Genomic DNA, 24,665 nt, shown 5'->3' with positions numbered 1-24,665 from the left:
ATAAACATGACTATAAAAGATATACAAGAAGAAATAGTAGAAGAATTCTCGATGTTTGATGATTGGATGGATCGTTACGAATACATCATTGAATTGGGTAAAAAACTACCTTTGATAAAGGAAGAATACAAAACAGAAAACAATATCATCAAAGGGTGCCAGTCAAAAGTATGGCTACAAGGAGAGCAAGCCGATGATGAAATTGTGTTCACTGCCGATAGTGATGCTATTTTAACCAAAGGAATTATTGCCATTTTGATTCGTGCCTTCAGCAATCAAAAAGCCGCCGACATACTATCTGCTAACACGGATTTTATTGATGAAATAGGCTTAAAAGAACATCTATCGCCCACTCGCGCTAATGGACTAGTTTCGATGATAAAAAACATAAAAATGTATGCTTTGGCATTTGAGGCTAAAAACTAAGACTCTTTTTATATGAAAAAACTATTTCTTATATTATCTATAGTAGTTACTAATATTGTTTTTTCACAAACGGTAATTCCAAAAGAATATTCAAAAATTAAATTTGTGTATGAACAAAAATCAAATTTAACAATAATGAATAATACTGTTTATGCAGATACATTATTGTTAAAGATGGAGTTTCCTAAAATCAAGTTTACAAAGGTTGTAGATTCAAAAGATGCGACAAAAACTATTGGTTCAGTTGCATTAGAAAGTTTTAAAACTGAAGACAAAAAAAGATTAATACAACAGTTATATCATAACACGCACTCAATAAATGGTGAGTATGATGTGAGAAAAAATAAAACGACACTTCATTTTAAAAGGGGTAATCCTGATCTTTCAAAAATTTTTAAAGAAAAATTATCTAGAAATATGGATGCTTTTACATTCAAATTTATTGTGGATTATAAAAAGAAAACAATTAACAGAGTGTACCCAAAGGTTAACTACTTCAATTCATTAAGTACAGAAATAAAGCAAATAAAATTTATGGATACAAATCCACTCGTTGGTACGTTCTCTCATAAAGTATTTAATGGCCTACAAACCGATGTAGTTGAATTAAACAAAATGCACGATGCTAAAGTTAGTACAGATGTTATATTTTCTAATGCTAATTACGGTATAGATAAAATTATAAGTCTTTACGATACTACAACTTTAACAAGTGTAACGTACGAGTAAAAAAAATCAAAAATAAAAAAACATGACACAAGAAATAGACACTAACGAATTAGGGGAAGCTATCGTAAAAAAATTAAAAACTATTTACGATCCAGAGATTCCTGTTGATATTTACGAATTAGGCTTGATTTATGACGTAATGGTAAACACAGATTACGAAGTAAAAGTTCTTATGACACTTACTTCACCAAATTGTCCCGTTGCCGAAAGTTTACCAAAAGAGGTCGAAGATAAAATTAAATCTATCGAGCATGTAAAAGATGCCGAAGTTGAAATCACTTTTGATCCACCTTGGAGCAAAGATTTAATGAGTGAAGAAGCCAAATTAGAATTGGGGATGCTATAATAAGTCGTAAAGTTGAAAGTCATAAAGTCTAAAAGTAAAAGGCCTTATGACTTTCGACATTCGACTTTAAGACTTCAAAAATGGAAGAAATAATAAATAAAGTTACCAATAGTGTGCTCGAAGTTTTCGATCTCGAGGATTATTACCCAAAAGGGATTCGTACACAAATTGATATTTCGCAATGGTTAGTGGAAGGTTTTCTTTTACGAGAAAAAAACTTCAGAGAAGATCTCAAAAATCACGATTGGTCACAATACCAAGATCAATATGTAGCTATACATTGCAGTACTGATGCCATAGTACCGGCATGGGCATCTATACTGGTTGCCATTCAACTTGTGCCCTATGCAAAAAAAATAGTCAATGGGAATTTAGAAGATCTTGAAGCCTCCTTATACGAAGAATTATTGCCAAAAATCGACTATTCGGCTTATCAAGACAAACCCGTAATCCTTAAAGGTTGCTCTAAAAAACCTGTTCCGATGCGAGCGTATCTCTTAGCAGCCAGCCACCTACAGCCTTTTGCCAGAAGTATTATGTATGGCGAAGCATGCTCAGCCGTGCCATTGTTTAAGATTAGTAAAAAAGAGTAACTCTTGTAGTATTTCTGCGTACGCAAAACTATTTTTTTCAGTTCTCTACTGGGTTTGAATCTATACAATGCGATTTAAGTTATTTGTTTTGATGTCACTTAACGGAAATATTTGTTTTTCATCTAAAAATTAGAATTGCTTTTTTTGTCATCATTCACTATTAATTTTTAGATCACAAATACGGTCACATTAGTTTGATTTTAACACATCAAATTCATTTAATTTATAGTTTAACTTCATGTATTTCAATACTTTAATACTAAATAGTAATTCTGTTTTCAAAGCGTAATTATTGTATCCCTATTTACTATTTCGAGGAGAATAAATATCAACCGTACTCTGTTATTATTCTAATTTACAACAACTTATAAAATATCTACTAATTGTTTTTTTATATATATTTGTTTTTTTAAAACAACAAATATGAAAAAAACACTACTTACATTTATCTTTCTTTTGGCGTTATCAGTTACAAACGCTCAGGAAACTCCTAAAGATTCTACCAAAATTTGGACTAGAAAAGGGAATGTTTCTTTACTTTTTAGTCAATCTTCATACAATAAAGAATGGCTGGGTGGAGGAACCTCAAACATAGCTGGAAACTTTGGTTTAAACTACGATTTCAATTATAAAAAAAACGATGTCGTTTGGGATAATAAATTTATATTGGCTTATGGATTAAGTAAAATAAAAGGTAACGAGCGTACTGCCAAAACAGATGACCGATTAGAAATCAACTCCTTATGGGGTAAAAAAGCATCTGGAAACTGGTTCTACTCGGCTTATTTCAATTTTAAGACTCAAATGGACACGGGTCTGGACAATAAAAATAACATAAAAATATCACATTTCTTTTCTCCGGCTTATTTCCAGATGGGTCCAGGTATGCTCTGGAAAAAGAACGAAAATTTAAGTGTGAATTTTGCGCCAGCTGCAGCAAAAGCCATATTTGTGCACGATCATTTCACAGAATTAGGCCCGTCATTTGGTGTGCTTCAAGGAGATAATTCTCGTTTTGAGTTTGGAGCCAGTATCTCTGCTTACTACAAAGTAAATATCATGACCAATGTATCTATTCAAAACCGTTTGAATTTGTATTCTAATTATCTTGATAACCCACAAAACGTGGATGTTGATTACCAATTGAATGTGGTAATGAAAATCAATAAGTATTTGTCGGCTAATATTGCTGTGCAAACCATTTATGATGACAATGCCATAAAAGGCATTCAAGTAGGACAATTGTTTGGCTTAGGAATCAACTACGGATTGTAAACATAAATCAAATCTACTATTATAAAAAAGGCCTTTTGGAAATTTCCAAAAGGCCTTTTTATTTAATATTGACTATCTTAATGGACAGGTATTAGTACATATAAAAATCTTAAAGAGTTTTTTTAAGCTATTGCAGTTACATATTGACTAAATAAATAGATTTAATCTAATGAATAAGAATATATTAGGTAAAAATTTACGGTTTTTAAAAAAATTATAAATACGAAATTAAGTTCTTTAATTATTTACCTTTTCCAATTGACCAACTTTTTCCCAGCTAGGATCAATATTTAATGCAACGGCAATATATACATCTTTTCCATTGTTTTTAAATGCGGTTCCTTGACTCATCTGGGCATTTACTTCATTTGGTGTCAAATTATATATAGCACCTGTTATGGGATCAATAATAATCCCTATTAAACCCCCAATTACTATATTTCCAAGATACCAAGCATTAAACTTTTTAGTTAATTTTGTTTGATACGTTTGATATCCTTCTAGTTTTAGCATGACACTATGTTCACTCTTTCTTGCAAGTTTGATTTCGAATGGTGTCTTACCAACTTCAATCTCATCAATAAAAATAGTTGCCGTTGACGGGTTACTCGAAAACTTCACATTTTGTTTTGATCCTGAAATAATTGTAGCACAACTTGACATTAAAAATGTCAAAGCAAATGAACAAGTGATAAGTTTGTTTCTCATTATAATATTTAGTTAAGTTTAATTAAGTTGTAACTGATACTGTGATAGTTTTGTTACATCACCTTCATAAAAATAAAAGTCAACTTTAATTCTGTAGCAAGATGACCCAAAAATACTAGGTTCTTTCTTCTCCGTTACTTTTATAATATTAGCACCATTTTCTCGAGCTAAATTTCTAGCTTTAATTAAATTTGAGTTGAAATCACAATCAGTTGAAAATCCTGAATCACCGAATTTTGCTGAACCAATTTTTTTTGAATTTTCGGGAACATTATTTTCTATGTCAAGAAATGCAACCTTGTTTTCAATTGTCAATGGCTTTAATTGTTCTGTAAAACTGGAATTTATACTTGCTCCGCAACTAATGAGAAAAAAGCATGAAATTCCAAATAATAGTTTTCTCATATTTTTTTATTTAATTTAATTTTTTTTTGGAATAGTACTCATAAAATTTACGCTATACGAAAACTAACTTCCAAAATTATTATGTGCAAATATAAGTGATTTTAACTACAAAAAAATAGAGCTTAAAATTATATTTTATTTTGAACATTCTTGTTCCAATGGTACTATTATCGGACACAAAATACGAATTATAACAATCCGTTACCCTAACTTACAATATTACAACGACTTAGTTATTCTGTTTTAAAATTAATATACCCTCGTACTAAATGAGAGACAAAATAGAGTAATCACTATGTGTTTTTAATAAAAATTGAGATACTTATTTATATTTATAACAAAAAAATATTATATTAGTAATATTATAACTAAAAAACAACCAATATGACATTTAGAATTTTTAAATTAGTACTTGTAACCGCTATTGTATTCACCTCGTGTAGCAGAGATGAAAATGAAAATCAAACCGTAAAGGTAAATGCTTTGCAAAAAGAACCATTGACCCAAACACAAATTAACGCAACAATTAATCAAGTTTTGTCTTCAAACAAACAATTCCATTGGAGTGAAACGTCGAGTCAAATGATTTGGAGTGCGGCTTTGCAAGGTCAAAATTTAATCACAATAGGATTTGGGAATTCCGAAACTGATTTTGATAGAAGTAAATCATCTAACAATCAAAAAATGCAAGAAGATTTACTGCAGCTTATTTCTAAATATGAAGGGAAGGAAATCAAGGATATTTTAGTTTCTTCGGATGCGTATTTAAACCTTATCGATGTTGTAATCACCAAACAAGAAACCGTTATAGCCTTAAGACTAACTAAATTTGTTAGATACGTTGAGCCTGCTGATTATAGATTTATAGGCGAAACCGTGAAAAATCAAAATGAGAAATCAAGCTCCAGCACGAGCTCTGGTTGTGGGCTTGAAGCTTCAACATTAAACTCTGCAGATTTTACTACCGTCACTCCTAATGCAAGAGTGCCATGGGCATTTTACCAACATAATATTCCATCGGCTTGGAATGTAAGCACCGGACGAGGAATTACAATAGGTGTTATAGATACTGGTACGTCACCAAACCAAACTTTATTAGGTTCTAGTTTTAACAACGGTTTATCAACTGGTCGTACTATTCAAAAATTTGGAACATTTGTAGATTCTATTTGGCCATGGAGCAGCACCACAGATGGCCCTAGTGATTTATGTGGACACGGAACCAGCATGGCATCGGCTGCGGCTGCGCCAAGAAATGATAAAGGATTACCTGTTGGGGTAGCATATAATGCCAACTTGATAACATATAGAGCAGCAGAAAACGTTTTGCTAGAAGGGTACCACGAACAAAATGGCGTTAAAGATGCCTTTACTGGTTTAGGTAATAACCCGAATGTAAAAATTATTTCTATGTCTATGGGATACATATTTTCTGTTGGGAAAATTTCGGACGGTGTAAAATACGCTCATAGCCGAGGCAAATTGATATTTTGCGCCGGAGGAACTTCTACAACATTCACCACTTTTGTTGGAGTTATTTTCCCGGCTTGGATGCCCGAAGCAGTTGCCGTAACCGGAATTAAAGAAGGTACAAATTATCAAAAATGTGATGTTTGCCACACCGGAGATAAAATTGATTTTACCATAGCTATGCAAAGAGCAACAGGAGGAAACACAGTACCTGTTACAAGTTACTACGACAATCAATCTGATTATGTGGGAGGTTCATCTGTGGCTACTGCCACTACTGCAGGAATTGCAGCATTAGTTTGGGCCAAAAATCCAACTTGGACACGAGATCAAGTACTCACAAAAATGAAACAATCCTCAAGATATTACCCAACTAAAAATCCTGATTTTGGTCATGGAAACATTGATGCTTTCAAAGCTGTTCAATAAACTATAAAAAAATAAAACCACTTAATGCTGAAAAGATTAAGTGGTTTTTTTATGTTTAATAATTTTGAATTTATAACAAGGTCGTAAGAGTAGTTTGTATGTCTTTCATTTCAGCTGATGTTATTTCGGGGGTTACAACTTTAATAACTCCATTTTTATCCAAAATTACGCTTGTTGGATAGGCATCAATTTTAAGTTTTTCTATCTGTTTACCTGAATTAGTAATATGTTTATAATCAAACTTGTCTTTTTTAATTCGTATTCCTTTAATTTTTTTCGACTAATTTAATTCGTTTCTTTATTAATTCCATTATCTCGGTATGTACTTTGAATGTCATTTTAAAATTATCTAAATTTTTTGCTGTATTTGCCAAAACTATTAAACTGCTTCTTGTAAGTGGATAAAAATAGCAGGCAGAAGCAAAACCAGGTGCGTACCCTAATGCACCAATTTGTATGTTTTGCTCTCCATCTTGAAAAAGTAAACCATATCCATAGTCAACTTTATCAAAAATTGGGTGCATTCGGGTGGCATATTTAGTTTCCATCAATTTTAAAGTTTCTGTTTTGACAAGTTTCCCCGAATGTAATAATTGATTCCATGCATCTAGATCCGCTACATTTGAAATGAAAGCACCTGCTGGAACAAAATTATCCAAACTATTTGAAGCATATTCTAATAGTTTATCTTCATTTTCTTCATACCCTTTTACCAGATTTTTATATTTTTTGTTATTAGGATGGAAAGTGTTTTTTAAACCATATTGTTTAAAAAATTCCATTGATAATTGTTCAAATTTCTTGTTTGTTACTTTCTCAAGAATTTGCGCAAGTAATTCATAACCTAACTGAGAATAATGAAATTGAGAACCTTGTACGAATTCTAAAGGTTCATCTAATGTTACAATTCCATGTGTATGAGTAAGTAATTGATGAATTGTAACTTCTTTTGACCACGGTTGGTTAATCTGAGTGAGATATTGATTGATTTTATCATCAAGTTTAATTTTACCTTTTTCAAATTCACGCAATACCAAAACTGCTGTTATTTGTTTACTAATAGAGCCTATTACAAATTGATCCTTAAATTTTAAAATATTTTTTTTATCTAAATCTGAGTACCCCATAGTTTTAGAAAATATTTGCTTTGAATTTTCGGTTATGAATACCACTCCATTAAAGTTATTGCTTTCTAAAATAGAGTCGATTTTTGCGATTAAATCATTATCGTTTTTATTCTGCGCAATAGTTTTAAAAGATATTAAAAGGATAAAAGATATAATTGTAATACTAAATTTCATTGATTTCTGATTTTTAAAATGATGCCCAACATTCTGTGAATGCGGCGGTTTTATTATTATAACAAGCCCATTATAGGGAGTTTTGTCACTTGAGCGATAACGATAGGCAAATCATCACAAATACAATACTAATTTTCCATTATGGTTGATGTCTAAATCCATTTTTACCTTGAGTTCTTATTTTCCCTCAAATGACTCAATGTTTTTCTATTGTTCTTTCAGTTTGAATAATATCCAATAATCACCGGAATAATTTCCTTCATAAATAGAATAAGATAGTTTTTGATTTTCATTTTCATCTGTTACATTGTTATGTATGGTTGTGGATTAAATTCTGAAATTAAATAGGACCCTATTCTAAGTTAAAACTATTATTATTTTCTGCTTTATTGTCAAATATTCCTATGTACTTTTTTATTTTTTTCTCGTTTTTCGGTATATCGATGCGTAACACATCCTCAATTACAATGAAAGTAGGCTACTCTACATATTTTTGATAGATTCTTTTTGATGTTATTCACGTTGTATTGATTCTCAAATGTATTAATTTTTTCTTACAAATAGTCTAAAAATCTTAAACGTCACTAATTACCGATAAGCCCCGCATGAAGGATGGAAGCGACATCCTTTTTATACATTTTAGGCTAGTAGCCTAAAATGTATAAAAAGATATAGCGAACAGCCTGACGCAGCTGCAACGCTAGTGAAAGCTGGGGTATGCCCAAAAAAAATCCCTCTTGAAAATCAAAAGGGATGTGGTATAAGGTTGTGAAACGATTAATCTATTTCGGATTCATTGTCTTCTTCCTCGTCTTTCTCGATGGCGTCATTGTAATCTGGGTACAAAAACTTGTTGTACGGGAAACGGGTTATGTGTATCTGGCGCACAGACTCGTACACGCGTTCTCTGAATTCTTCGAAATTTTCTTTGTGTGTGGCCGATATAAACAGTGCATTTTGCTCTCCTACTCTACTCATCCAGGTGGCTTTCCATTCCTCTAGCGTGAAGTGTCTTGGGGTTTTTTCGGTCATCAAATCATCTTCATCAATGACTAGCGGTTTGTAAGCGTCAATTTTATTGAACACCATAATTACGGGTTTGTCATGTGCCTTGATGTCTTGCAAGGTTTGATTTACGGACTCGATATGGTCTTCAAAATCTGCATGCGAAATATCGACTACGTGTAGTAATAAATCAGCTTCGCGCACCTCATCAAGTGTACTTTTGAAGGAATCAACCAACTGCGTAGGCAATTTTCTGATGAATCCTACGGTATCCGAAAGCAGGAAAGGCAAGTTTTTGATAACCACTTTACGCACGGTAGTATCTAGCGTTGCAAAGAGTTTGTTCTCTACAAAAACGTCACTTTTGCCCACGGCATTCATCAAGGTAGATTTACCAACATTTGTATATCCCACCAGCGCCACACGTACCATGGCACCACGGTTGCTGCGTTGCACGCCCATTTGTTTGTCGATAGTTTTGATTTTGTCTTTGAGCAAGGCTATACGGTCGCGCACAATACGACGGTCGGTTTCAATCTCGGTTTCACCTGGTCCACGCATTCCAATTCCCCCTTTTTGTCGCTCTAAGTGCGTCCATAATCCGGACAAACGTGGCAACATATAAATACATTGCGCCAGTTCAACTTGGGTACGAGCATAAGAGGTTTCGGCACGTTGTGCAAAAATGTCTAGAATAAGGTGGGTACGGTCTAGAATTTTACATTCGGTGATAATCTTGGATATATTTTTTTGTTGCGACGGCGATAATTCGTCGTCAAAAACCAGGGTCGAAATTCCATTTTCCTTTACAAAAAGGTGAATTTCTTCTATTTTTCCGGTACCAACAAACGTTTTGGGATTAGGGCGCTCCATTTTTTGTGAAAAGCGCTTGATTACCTCTCCACCAGCGGTGTAGGTTAAAAACTCTAATTCGTCTAGGTATTCTTTTAACTTTTCTTCACTTTGATTTTGAGTTACGATACCAACTAAAGCGGTTTTTTCGAAATTGATTACTTCTTTTTCTAACATGTCATTGAATAAGCTACAAATTTACGGATTTGTAAGCGACTTATGAAGCTATGGGTTTATAAAAATGTATTTGCCGTGAATAATGATAGTTTTTTTGCGGTCAAGCCAAATGGTAACTTTCCTTGAAAAGAAATTGGCGTTCCTAGGTACTTGCTTTCACTCCAGTTCAGATTAAGCAAATTTGTACTTGAAATAATAAAAAAGGGATTACTTTTGTTTTTACGGGTTTAAAAATTGTGATTGCGGCTGCGTTATGGCTTGCGACAAATTTTTAAACATAACATTAACTTGAAATACATTTTTAAAAATGAAGCAATTCTTTTTTACAACAGTTCTTTGTCTATGGTTTTTAGGCTCGGTACAAGCACAACAGTTGCAATCTCCAAACGGAAAAATGCTAATGGAATTTGCATTACAAACCGATGGAACGCCAACCTATACCTTAGCCTATAAAAACAAAACAGTTATTAAAACCAGTAAATTGGGTCTTGAATTAAAAAATGACAAGAAATCATTACTAAATGATTTTACGGTTGTTGACCAAAAAACAAGCACTGTAAACGAAAATTGGCAGCCTGTTTGGGGCGAAGTTGCCACCATAACAAATAATTATAACGAACTTGCAGTTACTTTAGAACAAAAAGAGACGGAACGTAAAATGATTATTCGTTTTCGTTTGTTCAATGACGGTTTGGGTTTTCGTTATGAATTTCCTTCGCAAAAAAACCTAACTTATTTTGTAATCAAAGAAGAAAGAAGCCAATTTGCCATGACTGGCGATCATACTGCATTTTGGATTCCAGGCGATTATGATACACAGGAATACGATTATACCAGCTCTAAACTATCCGAAATAAGAGGGTTGACTGAGAAAGCTACAACTGCAAATGTATCTCAAAAATCATTTTCGAATACAGGAGTGCAAACGTCATTAATGCTAAAAACGGCTGATGGATTGTATATCAATCTTCATGAGGCGGCGTTGATCAATTATTCTTGTATGCACTTGAACCTTGACGATAAAAACATGGTGTTTGAATCATGGTTAACACCAGATGCAAAAGGTGACAAAGGCTATATGCAAGCACCTCAACATTCGCCATGGCGTACCATAATCGTGAGTGATGACGCGAGAGAAATACTAGCCTCTAAAATGACATTGAACCTCAACGAGCCTAGTAAAATTGAAGATACTTCTTGGATTAAACCTGTGAAATATGTGGGCGTTTGGTGGGAAATGATTACTGGAAAAAGTTCTTGGGCTTACACCGATGAATTGCCAACCGTACAACTTGGAGTTACTGATTTCTCAAAAGTAAAACCAAACGGCAAGCACGGGGCGAACAATGCCAACGTAAAAAAATACATTGATTTTGCTGCTAAGCACGGTTTTGATGGCGTGTTAGTTGAAGGCTGGAACGAAGGCTGGGAAGACTGGTTTGGTCATTTAAAAGATTATGTTTTTGATTTTGTAACCCCTTATCCTGATTTTGATGTAAAAGGTTTGCAAGCGTATGCTAAAGAAAAAGGCGTAAAAATGATCATGCACCACGAAACTTCAGGCTCAGTGCGCAATTACGAACGCCACTTAGACAAAGCATACCAATTTATGAAAGACAACGGATACGATGCTGTAAAAAGTGGATATGTTGGCGATATCATCGAAAACGGTGGGAATCATTACAACCAATTCATGATCAATCATTACCAATACGCCATTGAAAAAGCAGCCGATTATAAAATTATGGTGAATGCTCATGAAGCCGTTCGACCAACGGGAATTGCGAGAACTTATCCTAACTTAATAGGTAACGAGGCGGCAAGAGGAACCGAATACCAATCTTTTGGAGGATCAAAGCCTAACCACGTGACGGTTTTACCATTTACACGCTTAATTGGCGGACCAATGGACTATACTCCTGGAATATTTGAAATGGACTTGAGCAAGTTGAATAAAGACAATAATTCACATGTCAATAGTACACTTGCTAATCAGTTAGCTTTGTATGTAACTATGTACAGCCCGCTACAAATGGCTGCTGATACACCAGAAAATTACGACCGTTTTCCAGATGCGTTTCAGTTTATTAAAGATGTGGCTATTGACTGGTCTGACAGTAAATATCTTGAAGCAGAACCTGGGCAATATGTAACCGTTGCGCGTAAAGCCAAAGGAACAAACAACTGGTTTGTAGGTAACGTAAATGGTGAAACACCGAGAACGGCAACAATCAAATTTGATTTTTTAGATAAAGGTAAAACCTATGAAGCTACCGTTTATGCTGATGCTAAAGACGCACATTATAAAACCAATCCACAAGCGTATACTGTCAAAAAAGTTAAAGTTACTAACGCTTATAAACTAGATGTACTTGCTGCTCCAGGTGGTGGTTATGCTATCAGTATTATCGAGATTAAAAAGTAATTAAGTAATCATTAAATATGAAAAGGCTGTCTTGCGGGACAGCCTTTTGTGTGTAGATTTGTTTTAGTGATTCCTTACTCATAACTATAGCTAATTTCAGTTTTTACAATTCCGTTTGATTCTATAAGAGAACATGATACTGGGAAATTTGCGGCGTTGTACTTGTACTTCCTTGTTTTTCCTACGGCATCTACTGCGGTGGAACTAAAATTTAAAACATTGTTATTGCCAATAGATTCAAACTCAAATTCTTCTTCATGCCATGAAATAATGGGTACAATAACTTTATAATGCGTTCCGAAAATATTTTGAACCAGCAAGGCGTTTACTGAAATTTTATCATCAAATGTGAAGTTTTTTATTTGTTTGTCACCTAATAAATCTTTGTGGCGTATGGGGTTTTCTTTAAAATAAAGGTACTCTACTTTTTTAACAATTTGTTGGTTTCTATCTCTTGTGGAACGTCTAACTATAATTCCGTTTTCAACTACATATTCAATATCATCCAACACGATTTGATGGCTAGTACTTTTTTTAGTAGTTACTTTTACGCGTGATCCTTCATAACTTATGGTTACGGTTTTAGTAACCAGTTCTCCGCCTTCTTCGTATTTTTTGGTAAACTTTATGAGCTGATCATTATTGTTGTACGTATAATTTATAACTTCTTTCCAATTACTCCCTACACGCTCTTTAACGGTCATGTCCAATAGCTCCTTTGGATTGTAAAAAAAACTTTGAATCACATCAGACGTTTTAATGCTTATTAATTTTCCGTCTTTAAAGGTGTAATCTTTGTGGGTAATCTCTCCACTTTTCAAATTTTTAAAATTTGTTTTAATGCACTTTATGGCTTTTATTTTTACCTCAGGCTTGGAAGTTTGACTTAATAATAGGCATGGCATTACCAACATAATAAGGGAAAAAAGATAGGTCTTCATTTCAATTTAGTTTCGATTTGGGGCTACTAAAATACAAAAACCTATGTACCGTTTCTCATTTAATTCTAATTTACGAGAAGTTTTTAAAGAATACGGTATAAAAAAGTGACTCTGTAAAAAAAAGAGAAATCTACCGGAGCAGATTTCTCTTTTTTATTTGTTTAAAAAGTAAATTAATTTATCGAGATCAACTTTACATCAAAAATCAGTACCGATCCGCCTGGAATAGGACCGTTTGTACTGCTTCCATAGCCCAAATGTGCAGGAATTAATAATATCCCGCTTCCGCCTTTTTTGAAAAAAGGAATTCCTTCTGTCCAGCCTCTTATTACTTGGTTTAAACCAAAAGAAAGCCCCTCAGGTTTGCTTTCATCAAACACAGATCCATTGGTAAAATATCCTTTGTAGGCTACCGTAACGTTTGAGGTTGCTTTTGGCTGATCACCAGTTCCAGGCTCATTAATCACATAGTACAATCCAGTACCTGTTTTTATGGCATTCAATTTATTTTTAGCAATATAATCTACTATTTCTTTTTCATTTTGTGCGGTGTAGTCAATTGGTTTTGTTATTTCATTGTCTCCTAAACAAGATACAAATAAAATAGAAATGAAGGCAAGTACTATAGATTTCATAGGTTTTATTATTTATTGTTGATGCAAATATAGCAATTCAGGAATGATAATAAAAAGAAATCATTTTTCACCAAAAACCTGTACATCATCTATTTGAAAAGTTCCGTCAAGTGCTAAATTACGTCCTGAACCTGTATATTTAAAAGCAATATTAATTTTTCCTTTGTACGCTGATAAATCAATGGCACCGCTGCCTATAAATTGGTTCCAAGGCGTAGCTTGTTTGGGCAAGTTTGCTGCTAGTCGGGTCCAAGTGGCAGTGGCAACATTCAACCCATCAAAATTAGTTGAGACATATACCTCTAAGGAATTTAGTGGTGAGTCAATATCCAATCGATCTTGTGCCGCTCTAAAAGTCAGCACCTCTTTTGTATGTTGATCCATATCAATTTTAGGCGTGACGAGCCAAGCAATATTAGAATTCACCCTAGTTCCAGATATACTAAACTCAGCAAAACCGTTACCTGCATATAGCGCACCTTTCCATAATAAAGAACCGGCTTGTACAAAATTACCCCAGCCTGGCAAACTTAAAGTGGAATTGTCTGGCACTTGATCAAAATTTTGAGAGAAAAAAGGAGTTGCTCTTGGAGCTGTTAATACAATATCTTTCTCTGAACGAGGCAACAACTGAAAATCATTTCCGTATTTAGTGAGTATGCCTCGAACTTTACCGCTATTATCCGGAATTATTTTTGAGGAAAAATTAGCAAAACTACTCGTTCTTACATACACTTGATTTCCCATTTTATCATTCAAACCCCAGTTTGTAGCACCTCCTACATTATTTGATTCTTCAAAATAGCTGCGACCTATAGCATCCTCAACAAACTGCACCTCTGTAAATTCTATCAACGTATTTAAGTTTTCATCTTTAAGTAAAGCCTCCATAGTTCCTGTGCGTACAAGTGCTTCTTCCTGTACCGTCTCACAAGAAGCATGTAAAACTTTCTTATAATCATTTTGAGACAATCTTCCCACACCTCCCTGATTGTATGAATTCACAAATATGTTCCCTATGCGTACCCCGCCAAAATCTATATCTGTGTACAAATCCTTGAGTTTTATATACACTTTGTTTCCCAATCTATAATCTATGTATAAATTAGAAGCATCAACAGGAACGCTAAAACCAAGTGCTGGAGTTGTGGCTGTTGCCAAGGTTTGAAAAGATATTGATTTAAAAAAATTCCCAGATTCGTCACTAGAGACAACATAAGCCTCAATAACATCGTCATACTTGTACTGCGTTACAATAGCATTTGCAGTAGTATGAATATCCTTCACTGATTTGTTAGTGACTAAAGTAGGCTGGTTGCAGGTAAGTTTAGGTGCAGGCAATTCATCTGGCACGCAACCACTGAATAAAACCAGCAATAGAACTATAAAAAGATAGCGTTGAAATTTCATGTGATTTGAATTAAAAATTGATATAGAGATTTACAAAATAAGTTCGGCCATAGCCATAAAAATATTTGGGTCCAAAAGAGGGTGTGCCGCTACTAGTATCTTGATTGATTTCTCTAAAATTAGCATTACGGGCTTGCTCAAATCCTCCTGTTTTATAGGTTGTATTGAGCACGTTATTGATACTTGCAAAAACACCTACATTTTTACCATAAATGATCCATGATTTTCCGCCTATAATATTGAGTAAGGTTACGGGATCAAACTTTTCTTGTCTTAATAATTGTGCTGCGCGCTCCTCTGTAGCTTCGGGAAAATTTAAACCATTAGCTGGATTTTTATAAAAAATTTCGGTTCTTAAAATAGGAGCCACATCAATATAAGTGTTTGTTAAATAATTTACATTGGCACTGATCCACCAGTATTTTGGGTCTCTGTACTCTAGTCCCAGCGAGTATGCTTGCTGAGGCATTCCTGCTTGTTTGTAATTTTTAAGAGATGCTTTTCCAAAATCAAAAACAGGAGCATTATTTTCTGGGGTTGCTGCAGCATCATTTGTGAGTGTAACTTTTGGATTATTATCAAAGGTATACTGACCCACTGCAGCAGCAAATGTGGTTTTTATGGTTGTAGTCAATTGGTATTCTAAACTCAACTCGGCACCTATATTTTTCTTGTTTAATTTGGTGAGCGTTTGACTTACAAAGGCATCTGTGTTTAAAAAACCTGCGCCGTCATCAAAAATTCCTTGGGCATAAAAAAACGAAATTTGAGTAGCATTCCTTAACTTTGAGAAGTAAGCTGTTGCTCTAGCTTTCAATTTTGGAGAACGGTACACATAACTAGCATCAACGCTACTATTGGTTTCGCCTTCTATATCATTTACAATAGCGTTATTGAGTCTGGCATTGGCAAACGTATTTCTTAAAGTAGGAGCCTTTGTAGCGTGAGCTGCATTTAATACCAAAACTTGTTTACCCGAAATTTTGAAACTTAAACCCCCTTTAAATCCAAAGTTTTCAAAGGCTACTTCGTCACTTTTGCCAAAAGAATTTGTCTCGTAAATACCGTTTTTATACAAGCCTTCGCGTTGATAACTTGTTGCTGAAAATTGCTGTGCCAAATAAAAATCGACTTTATTGTAACTGAATTTAAACTGTGTAAAAGCATCTATAACAGTGGCTAAAAAATTAAAATTATACCCGTATTTATCCCCCACTCCTACTTGCCTGTTGGGATTGTTTAAATCAGATTGGGATTGATTGCCTTCATAAAAAGCATCGATATCATTAAAATAAGAACCTCCCAAAAGATCAACTAAAACCTGGGAATTGTTAGATTTCATTTTCTTGAAAGAAGCTCCGGCGTTCATGAAAATGTTTTCAGATAATGCCGCGCTAACATTTGTTGTTACTGACCCTGTTTCGGCCTGCACTTGATCTTCATATAAAACATACTTACTCCTAGTGGATTCATAACCTGTAATGTTTCCGTTTCCATCTAGAACAGTTGTTTGATTGGCTAGGTATAAAGATCTCCAGTCAAGTTGCGGATTAGCTAAAAAAGCAGCTTTACTTTTGTCAGCATTTTCAAGATCAGGAGTAAATGCTCCCGAAAACTCTCCTTGATCTGGTGCATATAGTGAGGAATAATAACTGGGCATTTTTCTATAATACGTAGGATCTGGACTATTGGCATTTTGATAATCAATGGTGCTGTTTGCGGTAGTCCCTATTTGATAAAAAACACTAGTGTTCCAGTTTGTTTTATCATTAATTTTAAAATAATGATTGAGCATGAAAATGGGTTCCTCAATGGTTTTTACACGAGCATTTCGTTTTTTACCTTCTTGAAAACCCCAGTAAGAATTGTATCTGGGATTGGTTAATTGCGTTACTTCATCAGTATTTGGCGAATTTTTAGCTCTAGAATTTGGTGTGTAAAAAGCAGTAAGGTTAAGAGCATGCTGACTTCCTAACTTTTTTTCGAGGCTTACAAAAAACGAATTCGAATCGTAATTTGTTCCTTCAAAATAGCCTTCTTGAGCCCAGCGTTTTCCAGCAGAAACCACATAGGCCCAACCCTTTCTACTCATACCAGACGCATGCGTAGCCATAGAACGCCAGTTGTAGTTTGTATTGGTTCCAGAAAATGTAATTCTAGTTCCTGGTCTATAAATAGAGGCTCGAGTATTTATTTCTTGCGTTCCAAGGATGCCTCCAAAAGTATAATCAGATGGGGCGGTTCCTAAGGTAAACTCTTGATTGCGAAGTGCGTCATTTAAGCCGCCCCATTCACCCCATTGTGGTCTACCATCATATACCTTGTTCATAGTAACCCCATTGATCATCATGGTAGAATGTTCACTATCTAAACCACGTACTCTAAACCGAGCTTGTCCCCAGTTGAAAGCGGCAGCTTGTAGAAAAGCGTCCCGAGAAGATTGCAATAATCCTGAAGTACTCTCTGAGGAACTGTTATCATCATTAAAATCACTATCCATTAATGTGACAATGCTGCTTTGTAAGTCTAAAGATTGATCGTCTTGAAGACTTATATTTCCTAAGTCTACCATTTTTCCCGCTGTTATCTCCAGCGGATATAAGCCATCTTTATAACCTTGACTGTGAACCAAAACCAAAATAGTACCAGGTGGAACGCCCTCAAAAATAAACTTGCCTTCCTTGTCTGTGACTTGCATCAAGGATGTGTTTTGAACGCTAACTACAACAAACGGAATGGGATTTTGAGTTTTTGAATCGATTATTTTACCAAAAAAACCAGTGCTTTCTTGTGCCTGAATGCCACTCCAAAAAAAGATAAAAAACAATAGGTAATACAATTTACTCATAAATTCAACATCAAATAATTTAAGGTTAAAAAAACAATAATAATAATTCAGCCATTGTACGAGCAACAGCTGAATTAAAATCATTACTAACCGTTATCCTGATTTAGGACAACAAAAAAATTAAACATGAATTTTGGAAACGTGGTATAAACCTTTAAAAATTGCTACAGTTTATGTGGTATTTGCAACTGAGCAATGTACTTTATGTTATGATTGAAAGAATTATAATATTAAAAGTAGTAAAAAAAATTAACATATTGATTTTCCTTCAAAAAAAATTAAAAAATTTTCTGATGAAAATGAATTCTTCAGGATAGCCCTGATGGAAGTAAGTATCCTTTCCTGTCTTTTTTTAAGACTGGAAAGATACTGCGTACAGCAGGAATGCTACTGCTTTAGAAAATAAAATAGACTGCTCCAAAAACATTATTTGATTGCTTTTATTCTTGAAACCATGAGGGCAATCAAGAGTCCAAAAACACCTATAAATGCAAATGAGAAACGTAAACTAGACAGCTCAGCAATGTATCCTATTATGGGTGGCCCCATTAAAAAACCAAGGAAACTAACACTAGAAACGGTTGTTAAGGCTACACTGGGCGCCACATTGGGGGTTTTTCCAGCTACACTATAAACCGTTGGGATTATCGTGGATACGCCAAGACCTACAAACATAAATGCGATTGTTGCTGGGATCACATAAGGAAAAAATACAGCTGTAAAAAGCCCCGATGAAATGAGAATTCCACTTACTTGTAATACGGTTTTGCGTCCGAATTTTAAAATAATAGCATCTCCTATAAAGCGTCCGCCGGCCATCATGATCATAAATGAAGTATAACCCAAGATAACAAGCGGTCCTGGAGCTTTAATTACATCTTTGAAATAAACCCCGCTCCAGTCAAACATGACACCTTCACTGGCCATGCAACAAAAGCCAATGACTCCTAGCCATAGTAAGGAACTATCTGGTTTTGAAAATAATTTTTTCTGCTCTATTTGTACCTTTTCTTTGGCTCTTATCAAATGTTTAAAGTTGAATACAATAAGTATAAAAACTACTGCCGCTACAATTATAAAATGAATGTATGGCGTGAGTTGTAAAGACAGCATAGCGAGACCTACAAGTGCTCCTGTAAATCCTGCAAAACTCCACATACCATGAAAGGAAGCCATGATGGTTCTCTTGAATAATTCCTCTGTATAGACGCCTTGTGTGTTGACTGCAATATTAGACAGGTTTCCAAAAATTCCAAAAACAAATAATCCTAATGACAATTGCCATGCGGCTGCAGCCAAACCTAAATTTGTCATGCTCACCACATACATGGATAACGCAACTATTAAAACTTTATGACTTCCAAAACGGGTGACCAATTTCCCAGAAAAAGGCATTATTAAAAGTTGCCCCAATGGTAAGGCAAACAATATAGTTCCTAATGCGCCCTCGCTAAGATGCAAACTCGTTTTAATATCTGGAATTCTACTTGCCCAAGTAGCAAAGCACAACCCCATCCCGAAGTAAAATACAGATACTGCCCAGCGAATCCGGTTTAAATAAGACTTTTTAGCTTGTGAATAACTCTTTTTTAGCTTGGCTTTACTGTTTGTTTTTCCAAAAAATTGTAAGTCTATCAAAATGATTGTTTTTAATTTTAAGAGCAAAATTACAAAAAGCAATCTTTGATTGTGTCTATTCAACGCATTTGCTAAAAAATACAACGTTATTGTTTATAAAAAGGAATACATCAACTTAGCCAATTCAAAATATAATTAACGTTTTAGTTGATGAAAATGAAAGTTAAAAAAGACTTATTACAAATCAATTACTCTTTTCTGAGCATTGCTTAGTAGTGCCGCTTCAATAATTTGCATGACGTGTACGCCCTCTTGTGCGGCGACTGGTTCTGGACTATTATTTACAATTGAATGGTACACACCATCAAAAAAATCAAAGTAATTACCTTGAAGCGTAGGTACAATTTCCCGAATAATTTCTCCATTAATTTCGGTATGCAACAAACCTTGTTTTTCAATTGGCTCCGTTCCCCAAGTTTCTAAATTTGGTTGGTAACCTAATTTCAGTTCGTCTTCCTGTACATCACCGCGAGGTTTTAAAAAAGACCCTTTTTCGCCATGAATAACATAGGCAGGATTAGCTTCTCGAACAAAAAATCCAGCTTTTAGACGCACCCTAAAATTAGCATAATAAAGCAACAGATCAATATAATCATCTACCAAGGAATGTTCTCTTGTAATGCGGATGTCAGCAAAAACCAAATTTGGCAAACCAAACAAACACAATGCTTGATCTATGATATGAGGCCCTAAATCCTTTAAAATTCCTGATCCATCAGTAACCGTTTCTTTGTGTAACTTTGGACTCAAAAGCGGATTGTACCGATCAAAATGAATCTCAGCCTCCACGATTTTACCCAATACTTTATCTGAAATAATTTGTTGAACGGTTTTAAAATCACTGTCCCAACGCCTATTTTGAAAAACAGACAATTTAACATTTTTATCTTTGGCAATAGCCATAAGCTCCTTTGCTTGAGCAACTGTTGTCGTAAAAGCTTTCTCTACTATAGCATGTTTTCCTGCCTCTAGTACTTGTTTTGCATATTCATAATGCGTGGCAACAGGCGTATTCACAACAACTAAATCTATATCATCTTGTAAAACATCCTCTAGTGAAGCATAGCTTTTTAAAGCAGGGAAATCCTGGTGTAGTAATTTTTTACTGCGTTCCCAAGAACCAATAAGCTCAAATCCTGGATGAAAATTTAAAAAAGGAGCATGAAATACTTTGCCTGACATTCCATAAGACAATAAAGCTGTTTTTATTTTTTGCATAATGATAGGTTTCAAATTTGTGAAATGTTCATTTTAAACATATAAGTCATATAAGATTTTAAAATTATTAGGCAAACCCTTAACTTTTCTTAATTCCTTAATGGTTTAAAAAATATTGAAACATATAAGTCATATAAGATTTTAAAATTATTAGGCAAACCCTTAACTTTTCTTAATTCCTTAATGGTTTAAAAAAAGAAAACTTATATGACTTATATGTTTCAAAACCTTACTGTTTCGCTCTAGCGTATTGTTTTGGCCATTCCATATCGGCATCTAACTCTTGGGCAAATGTCAAACCTAAATTAGGATCTCTCAAAGATTCTCGTGCTATAAAAACCAAATCCGCTTTTCCAGAGGCAATGATTTCCTCAGCTTGAGCAGCTTCCGTAATTAATCCTACCGCTCCAGTTTGAATTCTAGTTTCATTTTTTATACTTTCGGCAAAAGGAACTTGATAGTTGGGTCCTAACGGAATTTGCTGGTGCGACACTAAACCTCCGGTTGAAACATCAATTAAATCAACTCCTTTTCCTTTTAAAATTTTCGAAAGCTGAACCGATTCTTCTAAGTTCCAGCCACCCTCAGCCCAGTCAGTTGCTGATATCCTTATAAACAACGGTAAATAATCTGGCCATTCTGATTGTACCGCTTCAACTACTTCAAGCGTCAATCGAATGCGGTTTTCAAAACTACCTCCATAAATATCAGTTCTAAAATTAGATAATGGAGATAAAAATTGATGCAACAAATACCCGTGAGCAGCATGTATTTCCATCACCTGAAAACCTGCTTGAACAGCTCTTCTTGTAGCTGATTTAAAATCCGAAATTACTTTTTGTATTCCTGCTTCATGCAATTCAAGGGGAGCGTTCTCAGTATGATGGTAGGCAACTGGGCTTGGTGCTACAGTATCCCAACCTCCTTGTGAATCATCAAGTTTACGTCCTCCGTTCCAGGGTGATGCTGAGCTGGCTTTACGGCCGGCATGCGCCAATTGTATTCCAGGAACTGTATTTTGACTCACAATAAAAGTATTGATTTCTTTCATCTTCACAATTTGCTCGTCATTCCAGAGCCCTAAATCCTCTGGTGAGATTCTACCTTCTGCTGATACCGCTGTGGCTTCTTGAATAATTAATCCTGCGCCTCCTATAGCGCGACTACCCAAATGTACCAGATGCCAATCATTAGCAAAACCGTCTTGGGCTGAATATTGACACATGGGAGAAATTGCAATTCTATTTTTTAGCGTGATGCTTTTTATGGTAATAGGAGAAAATAATTTTGACGACATTATACGTGTTTTAAAGTGATATAAATCCTAAATAATGGGATTTAAGAAAGTAAAGTTAAGATTCAGCATTCAAAGTTCTATTTCAAATTAACATAATTAACAAACTTTTAAATTGCTCTGGAACAATTATTGTAAAATATACAAACAGAAAACCTTACTTTTGTGAGTTATAAAAGAACTAAAAATTTAAAATGGACATAGTTATCAAGCTTTCTCAATTCTTATTGAGCCTATCATTACTGATTGTACTTCACGAATTAGGACATTTCGTTCCTGCCAAATTGTTTAAAACCAGAGTCGAAAAATTCTATTTGTTTTTTGATGTTAAATATTCTCTTCTAAAAAAGAAAATTGGCGAAACCGAATATGGTATCGGTTGGTTGCCACTAGGTGGTTATGTTAAAATTTCGGGGATGATTGATGAAAGTATGGATAAAGAACAAATGGCTTTGCCTCCACAGCCTTGGGAATTTAGATCGAAACCAGCTTGGCAACGTTTGATCATCATGTTGGGTGGTGTTACGGTCAATTTTATTTTGGCTTTCATTATATATATAGGAATGGCATTTGCGTACGGTGATACTTATATTGCTAATGAAGACTTGAAGGATGGTCTATTAATTGAAAATAAGGTCATGCAAAAGGCTGGTTTTAAAACTGGTGATAAAGTGATAGCTGTTGACGGCAAAAAGATAATTAAGTTTGATGACGAGATGAATATGAACATCGCTACAGCCAAACAAGTTATTATTGAAAGAAACAGAATAGAACAAACTATTCAACTACCAATTGATTTTGTAGATCAAATATCAAACGAGAAAAAAAGAAGTTTAGTCTCAATCAGATTACCCTTCATAATTTTAGATGTACCAACAAATTCACCTAATAATCAGCTAAAGCCAAAAGATGTTATGTTTACTTTAAATGGTAAGCCGGCAAGCTGCTACGATATGGTTAGTCCTATTTTAAAGGAAAATAAAGGGAAATCAATTCCAGCAGTTGTAATTAGAAACAATAAAAAAGTTCCTATTACAGTAAATGTTAACAAAGAGGGAAAACTTGGCGTACAATTAATTACTGATATTGAAACTTTAAAAAAATCAGGTTTTTTTAAAGTTTCAAAAGTTGAGTACAGCTTTACTGAGTCAATACCTGCTGGATTAAAAAAAGGTAAGGATCAACTCTTAGGTTATGGAAAGCAACTTAAAATGATTTTTAATCCAGAAACAAAGGCTTACAAACAAGTTGGTGGTTTTGCTTCAATTTATAAAGCTTTTCCAGAAACGTGGAGTTGGGAAATGTTCTGGAAATTGACAGCTTTTTTATCTATTGCACTCGGAGTAATGAACCTTTTGCCTATTCCAGCACTAGATGGTGGCCATGTGATGTTTTTATTATACGAAATTATTTCAGGTAAAAAACCTAGCGATAAATTCCTAGAGAACGCACAATTAGTTGGTTTTGTTTTACTTATAACACTATTACTATTTGCAAACGGAAATGACGTTTACAAAGCAATTGTTGGGAAGTAAAAAAAATGAAAAAAAGTTTCAATTTTATTTGCAGAAACCAAATGATAGCCTATCTTTGCAACCGCTTAGACAAACAAACAGTGTTATTCAAAAGCAAATAAATAAGACGTTCTTTAAAAAAATAAAAATATACAGTTTCCTCCTTAGCTCAGTTGGTTAGAGCATCTGACTGTTAATCAGAGGGTCCTTGGTTCGAGCCCAAGAGGGGGAGCTTTTAGAAAGCCTTTACAGCAATGTAGAGGCTTTTTTGTTTTATAATGGTTTTGGTTAAAATTAACCGCTTCATTGGAACTTTTTAAATAGACCTCATCTGAGTATTATAAAGACTCTTTTTTAACCGATCTGTGAATTTGTATTTCTGTAAAGTCGAAACAAAAAAAAGGAGCCAAAATTTAAAATTTCAACTCCTTCTTTTGGCGGGTAAAATGTTTTAATAATCCATTAGTTGGCCTCAAGCATATCTAAACTCACGCCCAGACAGAAAATGAAAGAAATAATTGAACTTTCGGACAAAGAAATTACAATCGACAGAAATGAGTTTCTGAAAGTAAAAGGGAGCATTGACACTAATTTGTATTATATCGAAAGCGGAAGTCTGAGAGTTTTTTTTTAGATAATTACGAGGAACAAACTATTAGATTTGGTTACAAAGAAAATTTAATAGTTTCGCTAGACTCTTTTTTGACTGGAAAACCTTCTGACTTATATATTCAGGCAATTAAAAAAACTGTTATAAAAGTCGTAACCAAAGAACAAATTGACTTATTTTTAGAAAAAGAAAATAATAAAAATTTGTGGACAAAAATTTTAGAAAATTTAGTAGTTCAACAAATGGAACGAGAAATTGATATTTTGACAAATTCGCCAAAAGAACGATATGAAAGAGTTTTAAAAAGAAGCCCACAACTTTTTCAAGAAATTCCTAACAGACATATTGCAAATTATTTAAGAATGAGTGCCGAAACTTTATCAAGACTAAAAAAATGTTGACTTCAATCAAGATTT

The 24,665-nt window shown here is 34.3% G+C and carries 19 protein-coding genes, 1 tRNA gene and 1 pseudogene; 10 read left to right on the top strand and 11 right to left on the bottom strand.

All coding sequences use genetic code 11. From position 1 onward, the window contains the following. Positions 1-6 precede the first annotated feature (6 nt). The 5 genes from AC061E_RS00655 (at position 7) to AC061E_RS00635 (ending at position 3,369) form a co-directional block, all read left to right on the top strand. Complete coding sequence (locus AC061E_RS00655; protein ID WP_478284537.1) at positions 7-426, top strand: SufE family protein; 420 nt, start codon at positions 7-9, stop codon at positions 424-426. A gap of 12 nt (positions 427-438) precedes the next feature. Beyond that, positions 439-1,155, top strand: a complete 717-nt coding sequence (locus AC061E_RS00650) for a hypothetical protein (protein WP_478284536.1) — start codon at positions 439-441, stop codon at positions 1,153-1,155. Between the two features lie 22 nt (positions 1,156-1,177). Continuing rightward, entirely contained in the window at positions 1,178-1,501 is a 324-nt protein-coding gene (locus tag AC061E_RS00645; RefSeq protein ID WP_086455167.1) for an SUF system Fe-S cluster assembly protein, read from the top strand. Between the two features lie 80 nt (positions 1,502-1,581). Continuing rightward, positions 1,582-2,094 (top strand): DUF2480 family protein, encoded by a 513-nt coding sequence (locus AC061E_RS00640; RefSeq protein WP_478284535.1) that lies wholly within the window; start codon positions 1,582-1,584, stop codon positions 2,092-2,094. Between the two features lie 423 nt (positions 2,095-2,517). Next, positions 2,518-3,369, top strand: coding sequence for a DUF3078 domain-containing protein (locus AC061E_RS00635; RefSeq protein WP_478284534.1), 852 nt, complete (start codon positions 2,518-2,520; stop codon positions 3,367-3,369). Positions 3,370-3,606: 237 nt separating this feature from the next. Here AC061E_RS00635 and AC061E_RS00630 read toward each other — a convergent pair whose 3' ends face one another. After that, positions 3,607-4,077: a PEGA domain-containing protein gene (locus AC061E_RS00630; RefSeq protein ID WP_478284533.1), complete on the bottom strand. Its 471-nt coding sequence runs from the start codon at positions 4,075-4,077 to the stop codon at positions 3,607-3,609. Between the two features lie 18 nt (positions 4,078-4,095). Beyond that, positions 4,096-4,482, bottom strand: coding sequence for a hypothetical protein (locus AC061E_RS00625; protein ID WP_478284532.1), 387 nt, complete (start codon positions 4,480-4,482; stop codon positions 4,096-4,098). 384 nt (positions 4,483-4,866) lie between these two features. Here AC061E_RS00625 and AC061E_RS00620 point away from each other — a divergent pair, with 384 nt between their 5' ends. After that, positions 4,867-6,381, top strand: a complete 1,515-nt coding sequence (locus tag AC061E_RS00620; protein ID WP_478284531.1) for a S8 family peptidase — start codon at positions 4,867-4,869, stop codon at positions 6,379-6,381. Positions 6,382-6,647: 266 nt separating this feature from the next. Here the strand turns inward: AC061E_RS00620 and AC061E_RS00615 are convergent, their stop codons facing one another. Together AC061E_RS00615 and hflX are read right to left on the bottom strand one after the other, a co-directional pair. Then, positions 6,648-7,682 carry a serine hydrolase domain-containing protein gene (locus tag AC061E_RS00615; protein WP_478284530.1) on the bottom strand — a complete coding sequence of 345 codons (1,035 nt, stop codon included), beginning with the start codon at positions 7,680-7,682 and terminating at the stop codon, positions 6,648-6,650. A 777-nt stretch (positions 7,683-8,459) separates the two neighbouring features. Then, positions 8,460-9,716, bottom strand: a complete 1,257-nt coding sequence (gene hflX, locus AC061E_RS00610) for a GTPase HflX (protein WP_478284529.1) — start codon at positions 9,714-9,716, stop codon at positions 8,460-8,462. A gap of 307 nt (positions 9,717-10,023) precedes the next feature. On the opposite strand from hflX, the gene AC061E_RS00605 reads away from it, so the two are divergent. Next, complete coding sequence (locus tag AC061E_RS00605) at positions 10,024-12,141, top strand: glycoside hydrolase family 97 protein (protein ID WP_478284528.1); 2,118 nt, start codon at positions 10,024-10,026, stop codon at positions 12,139-12,141. A gap of 74 nt (positions 12,142-12,215) precedes the next feature. On the opposite strand, the gene AC061E_RS00600 is transcribed toward AC061E_RS00605, so the two are convergent. The 7 genes from AC061E_RS00600 to AC061E_RS00570 all read right to left on the bottom strand — a co-directional run bounded on the left by AC061E_RS00600 (position 12,216) and on the right by AC061E_RS00570 (position 22,128). Beyond that, complete coding sequence (locus AC061E_RS00600; protein WP_478284527.1) at positions 12,216-13,082, bottom strand: hypothetical protein; 867 nt, start codon at positions 13,080-13,082, stop codon at positions 12,216-12,218. A gap of 173 nt (positions 13,083-13,255) precedes the next feature. Beyond that, on the bottom strand, positions 13,256-13,717 hold the full coding sequence (locus AC061E_RS00595) for an FKBP-type peptidyl-prolyl cis-trans isomerase (RefSeq protein WP_478284526.1): 462 nt from the start codon (positions 13,715-13,717) through the stop codon (positions 13,256-13,258). Between the two features lie 60 nt (positions 13,718-13,777). Further along, complete coding sequence (locus AC061E_RS00590) at positions 13,778-15,127, bottom strand: DUF5689 domain-containing protein (protein WP_478284525.1); 1,350 nt, start codon at positions 15,125-15,127, stop codon at positions 13,778-13,780. A 10-nt stretch (positions 15,128-15,137) separates the two neighbouring features. Then, complete coding sequence (locus AC061E_RS00585) at positions 15,138-17,975, bottom strand: carboxypeptidase regulatory-like domain-containing protein (protein WP_478284524.1); 2,838 nt, start codon at positions 17,973-17,975, stop codon at positions 15,138-15,140. Between the two features lie 426 nt (positions 17,976-18,401). Next, positions 18,402-19,613, bottom strand: coding sequence for an MFS transporter (locus tag AC061E_RS00580; RefSeq protein ID WP_478284523.1), 1,212 nt, complete (start codon positions 19,611-19,613; stop codon positions 18,402-18,404). A 177-nt stretch (positions 19,614-19,790) separates the two neighbouring features. Then, a complete protein-coding gene (locus tag AC061E_RS00575; RefSeq protein ID WP_478284522.1) occupies positions 19,791-20,831 on the bottom strand; it encodes a Gfo/Idh/MocA family protein in 1,041 nt (346 codons plus the stop codon). Positions 20,832-21,060: 229 nt separating this feature from the next. Further along, positions 21,061-22,128 (bottom strand): NADH:flavin oxidoreductase/NADH oxidase, encoded by a 1,068-nt coding sequence (locus tag AC061E_RS00570; RefSeq protein ID WP_478284521.1) that lies wholly within the window; start codon positions 22,126-22,128, stop codon positions 21,061-21,063. Between the two features lie 191 nt (positions 22,129-22,319). On the opposite strand from AC061E_RS00570, the gene rseP reads away from it, so the two are divergent. The 3 genes and pseudogenes from rseP (at position 22,320) to AC061E_RS00555 (ending at position 24,650) form a co-directional block, all read left to right on the top strand. Beyond that, positions 22,320-23,660 carry an RIP metalloprotease RseP gene (gene rseP / locus AC061E_RS00565; RefSeq protein WP_478284520.1) on the top strand — a complete coding sequence of 447 codons (1,341 nt, stop codon included), beginning with the start codon at positions 22,320-22,322 and terminating at the stop codon, positions 23,658-23,660. A 137-nt stretch (positions 23,661-23,797) separates the two neighbouring features. Next, positions 23,798-23,871 (top strand) — tRNA-Asn (locus AC061E_RS00560). 273 nt (positions 23,872-24,144) lie between these two features. Continuing rightward, positions 24,145-24,650 (top strand): annotated as a pseudogene (locus tag AC061E_RS00555) (Crp/Fnr family transcriptional regulator). The last annotated feature ends 15 nt before the right edge of the window (positions 24,651-24,665 follow it).

This window comes from Flavobacterium sp. GNP011 (assembly GCF_056428925.1).
The sequence above is the reverse complement of the archived record's forward strand: the minus strand, read 5'-3'. Positions and strand labels throughout refer to the sequence as shown.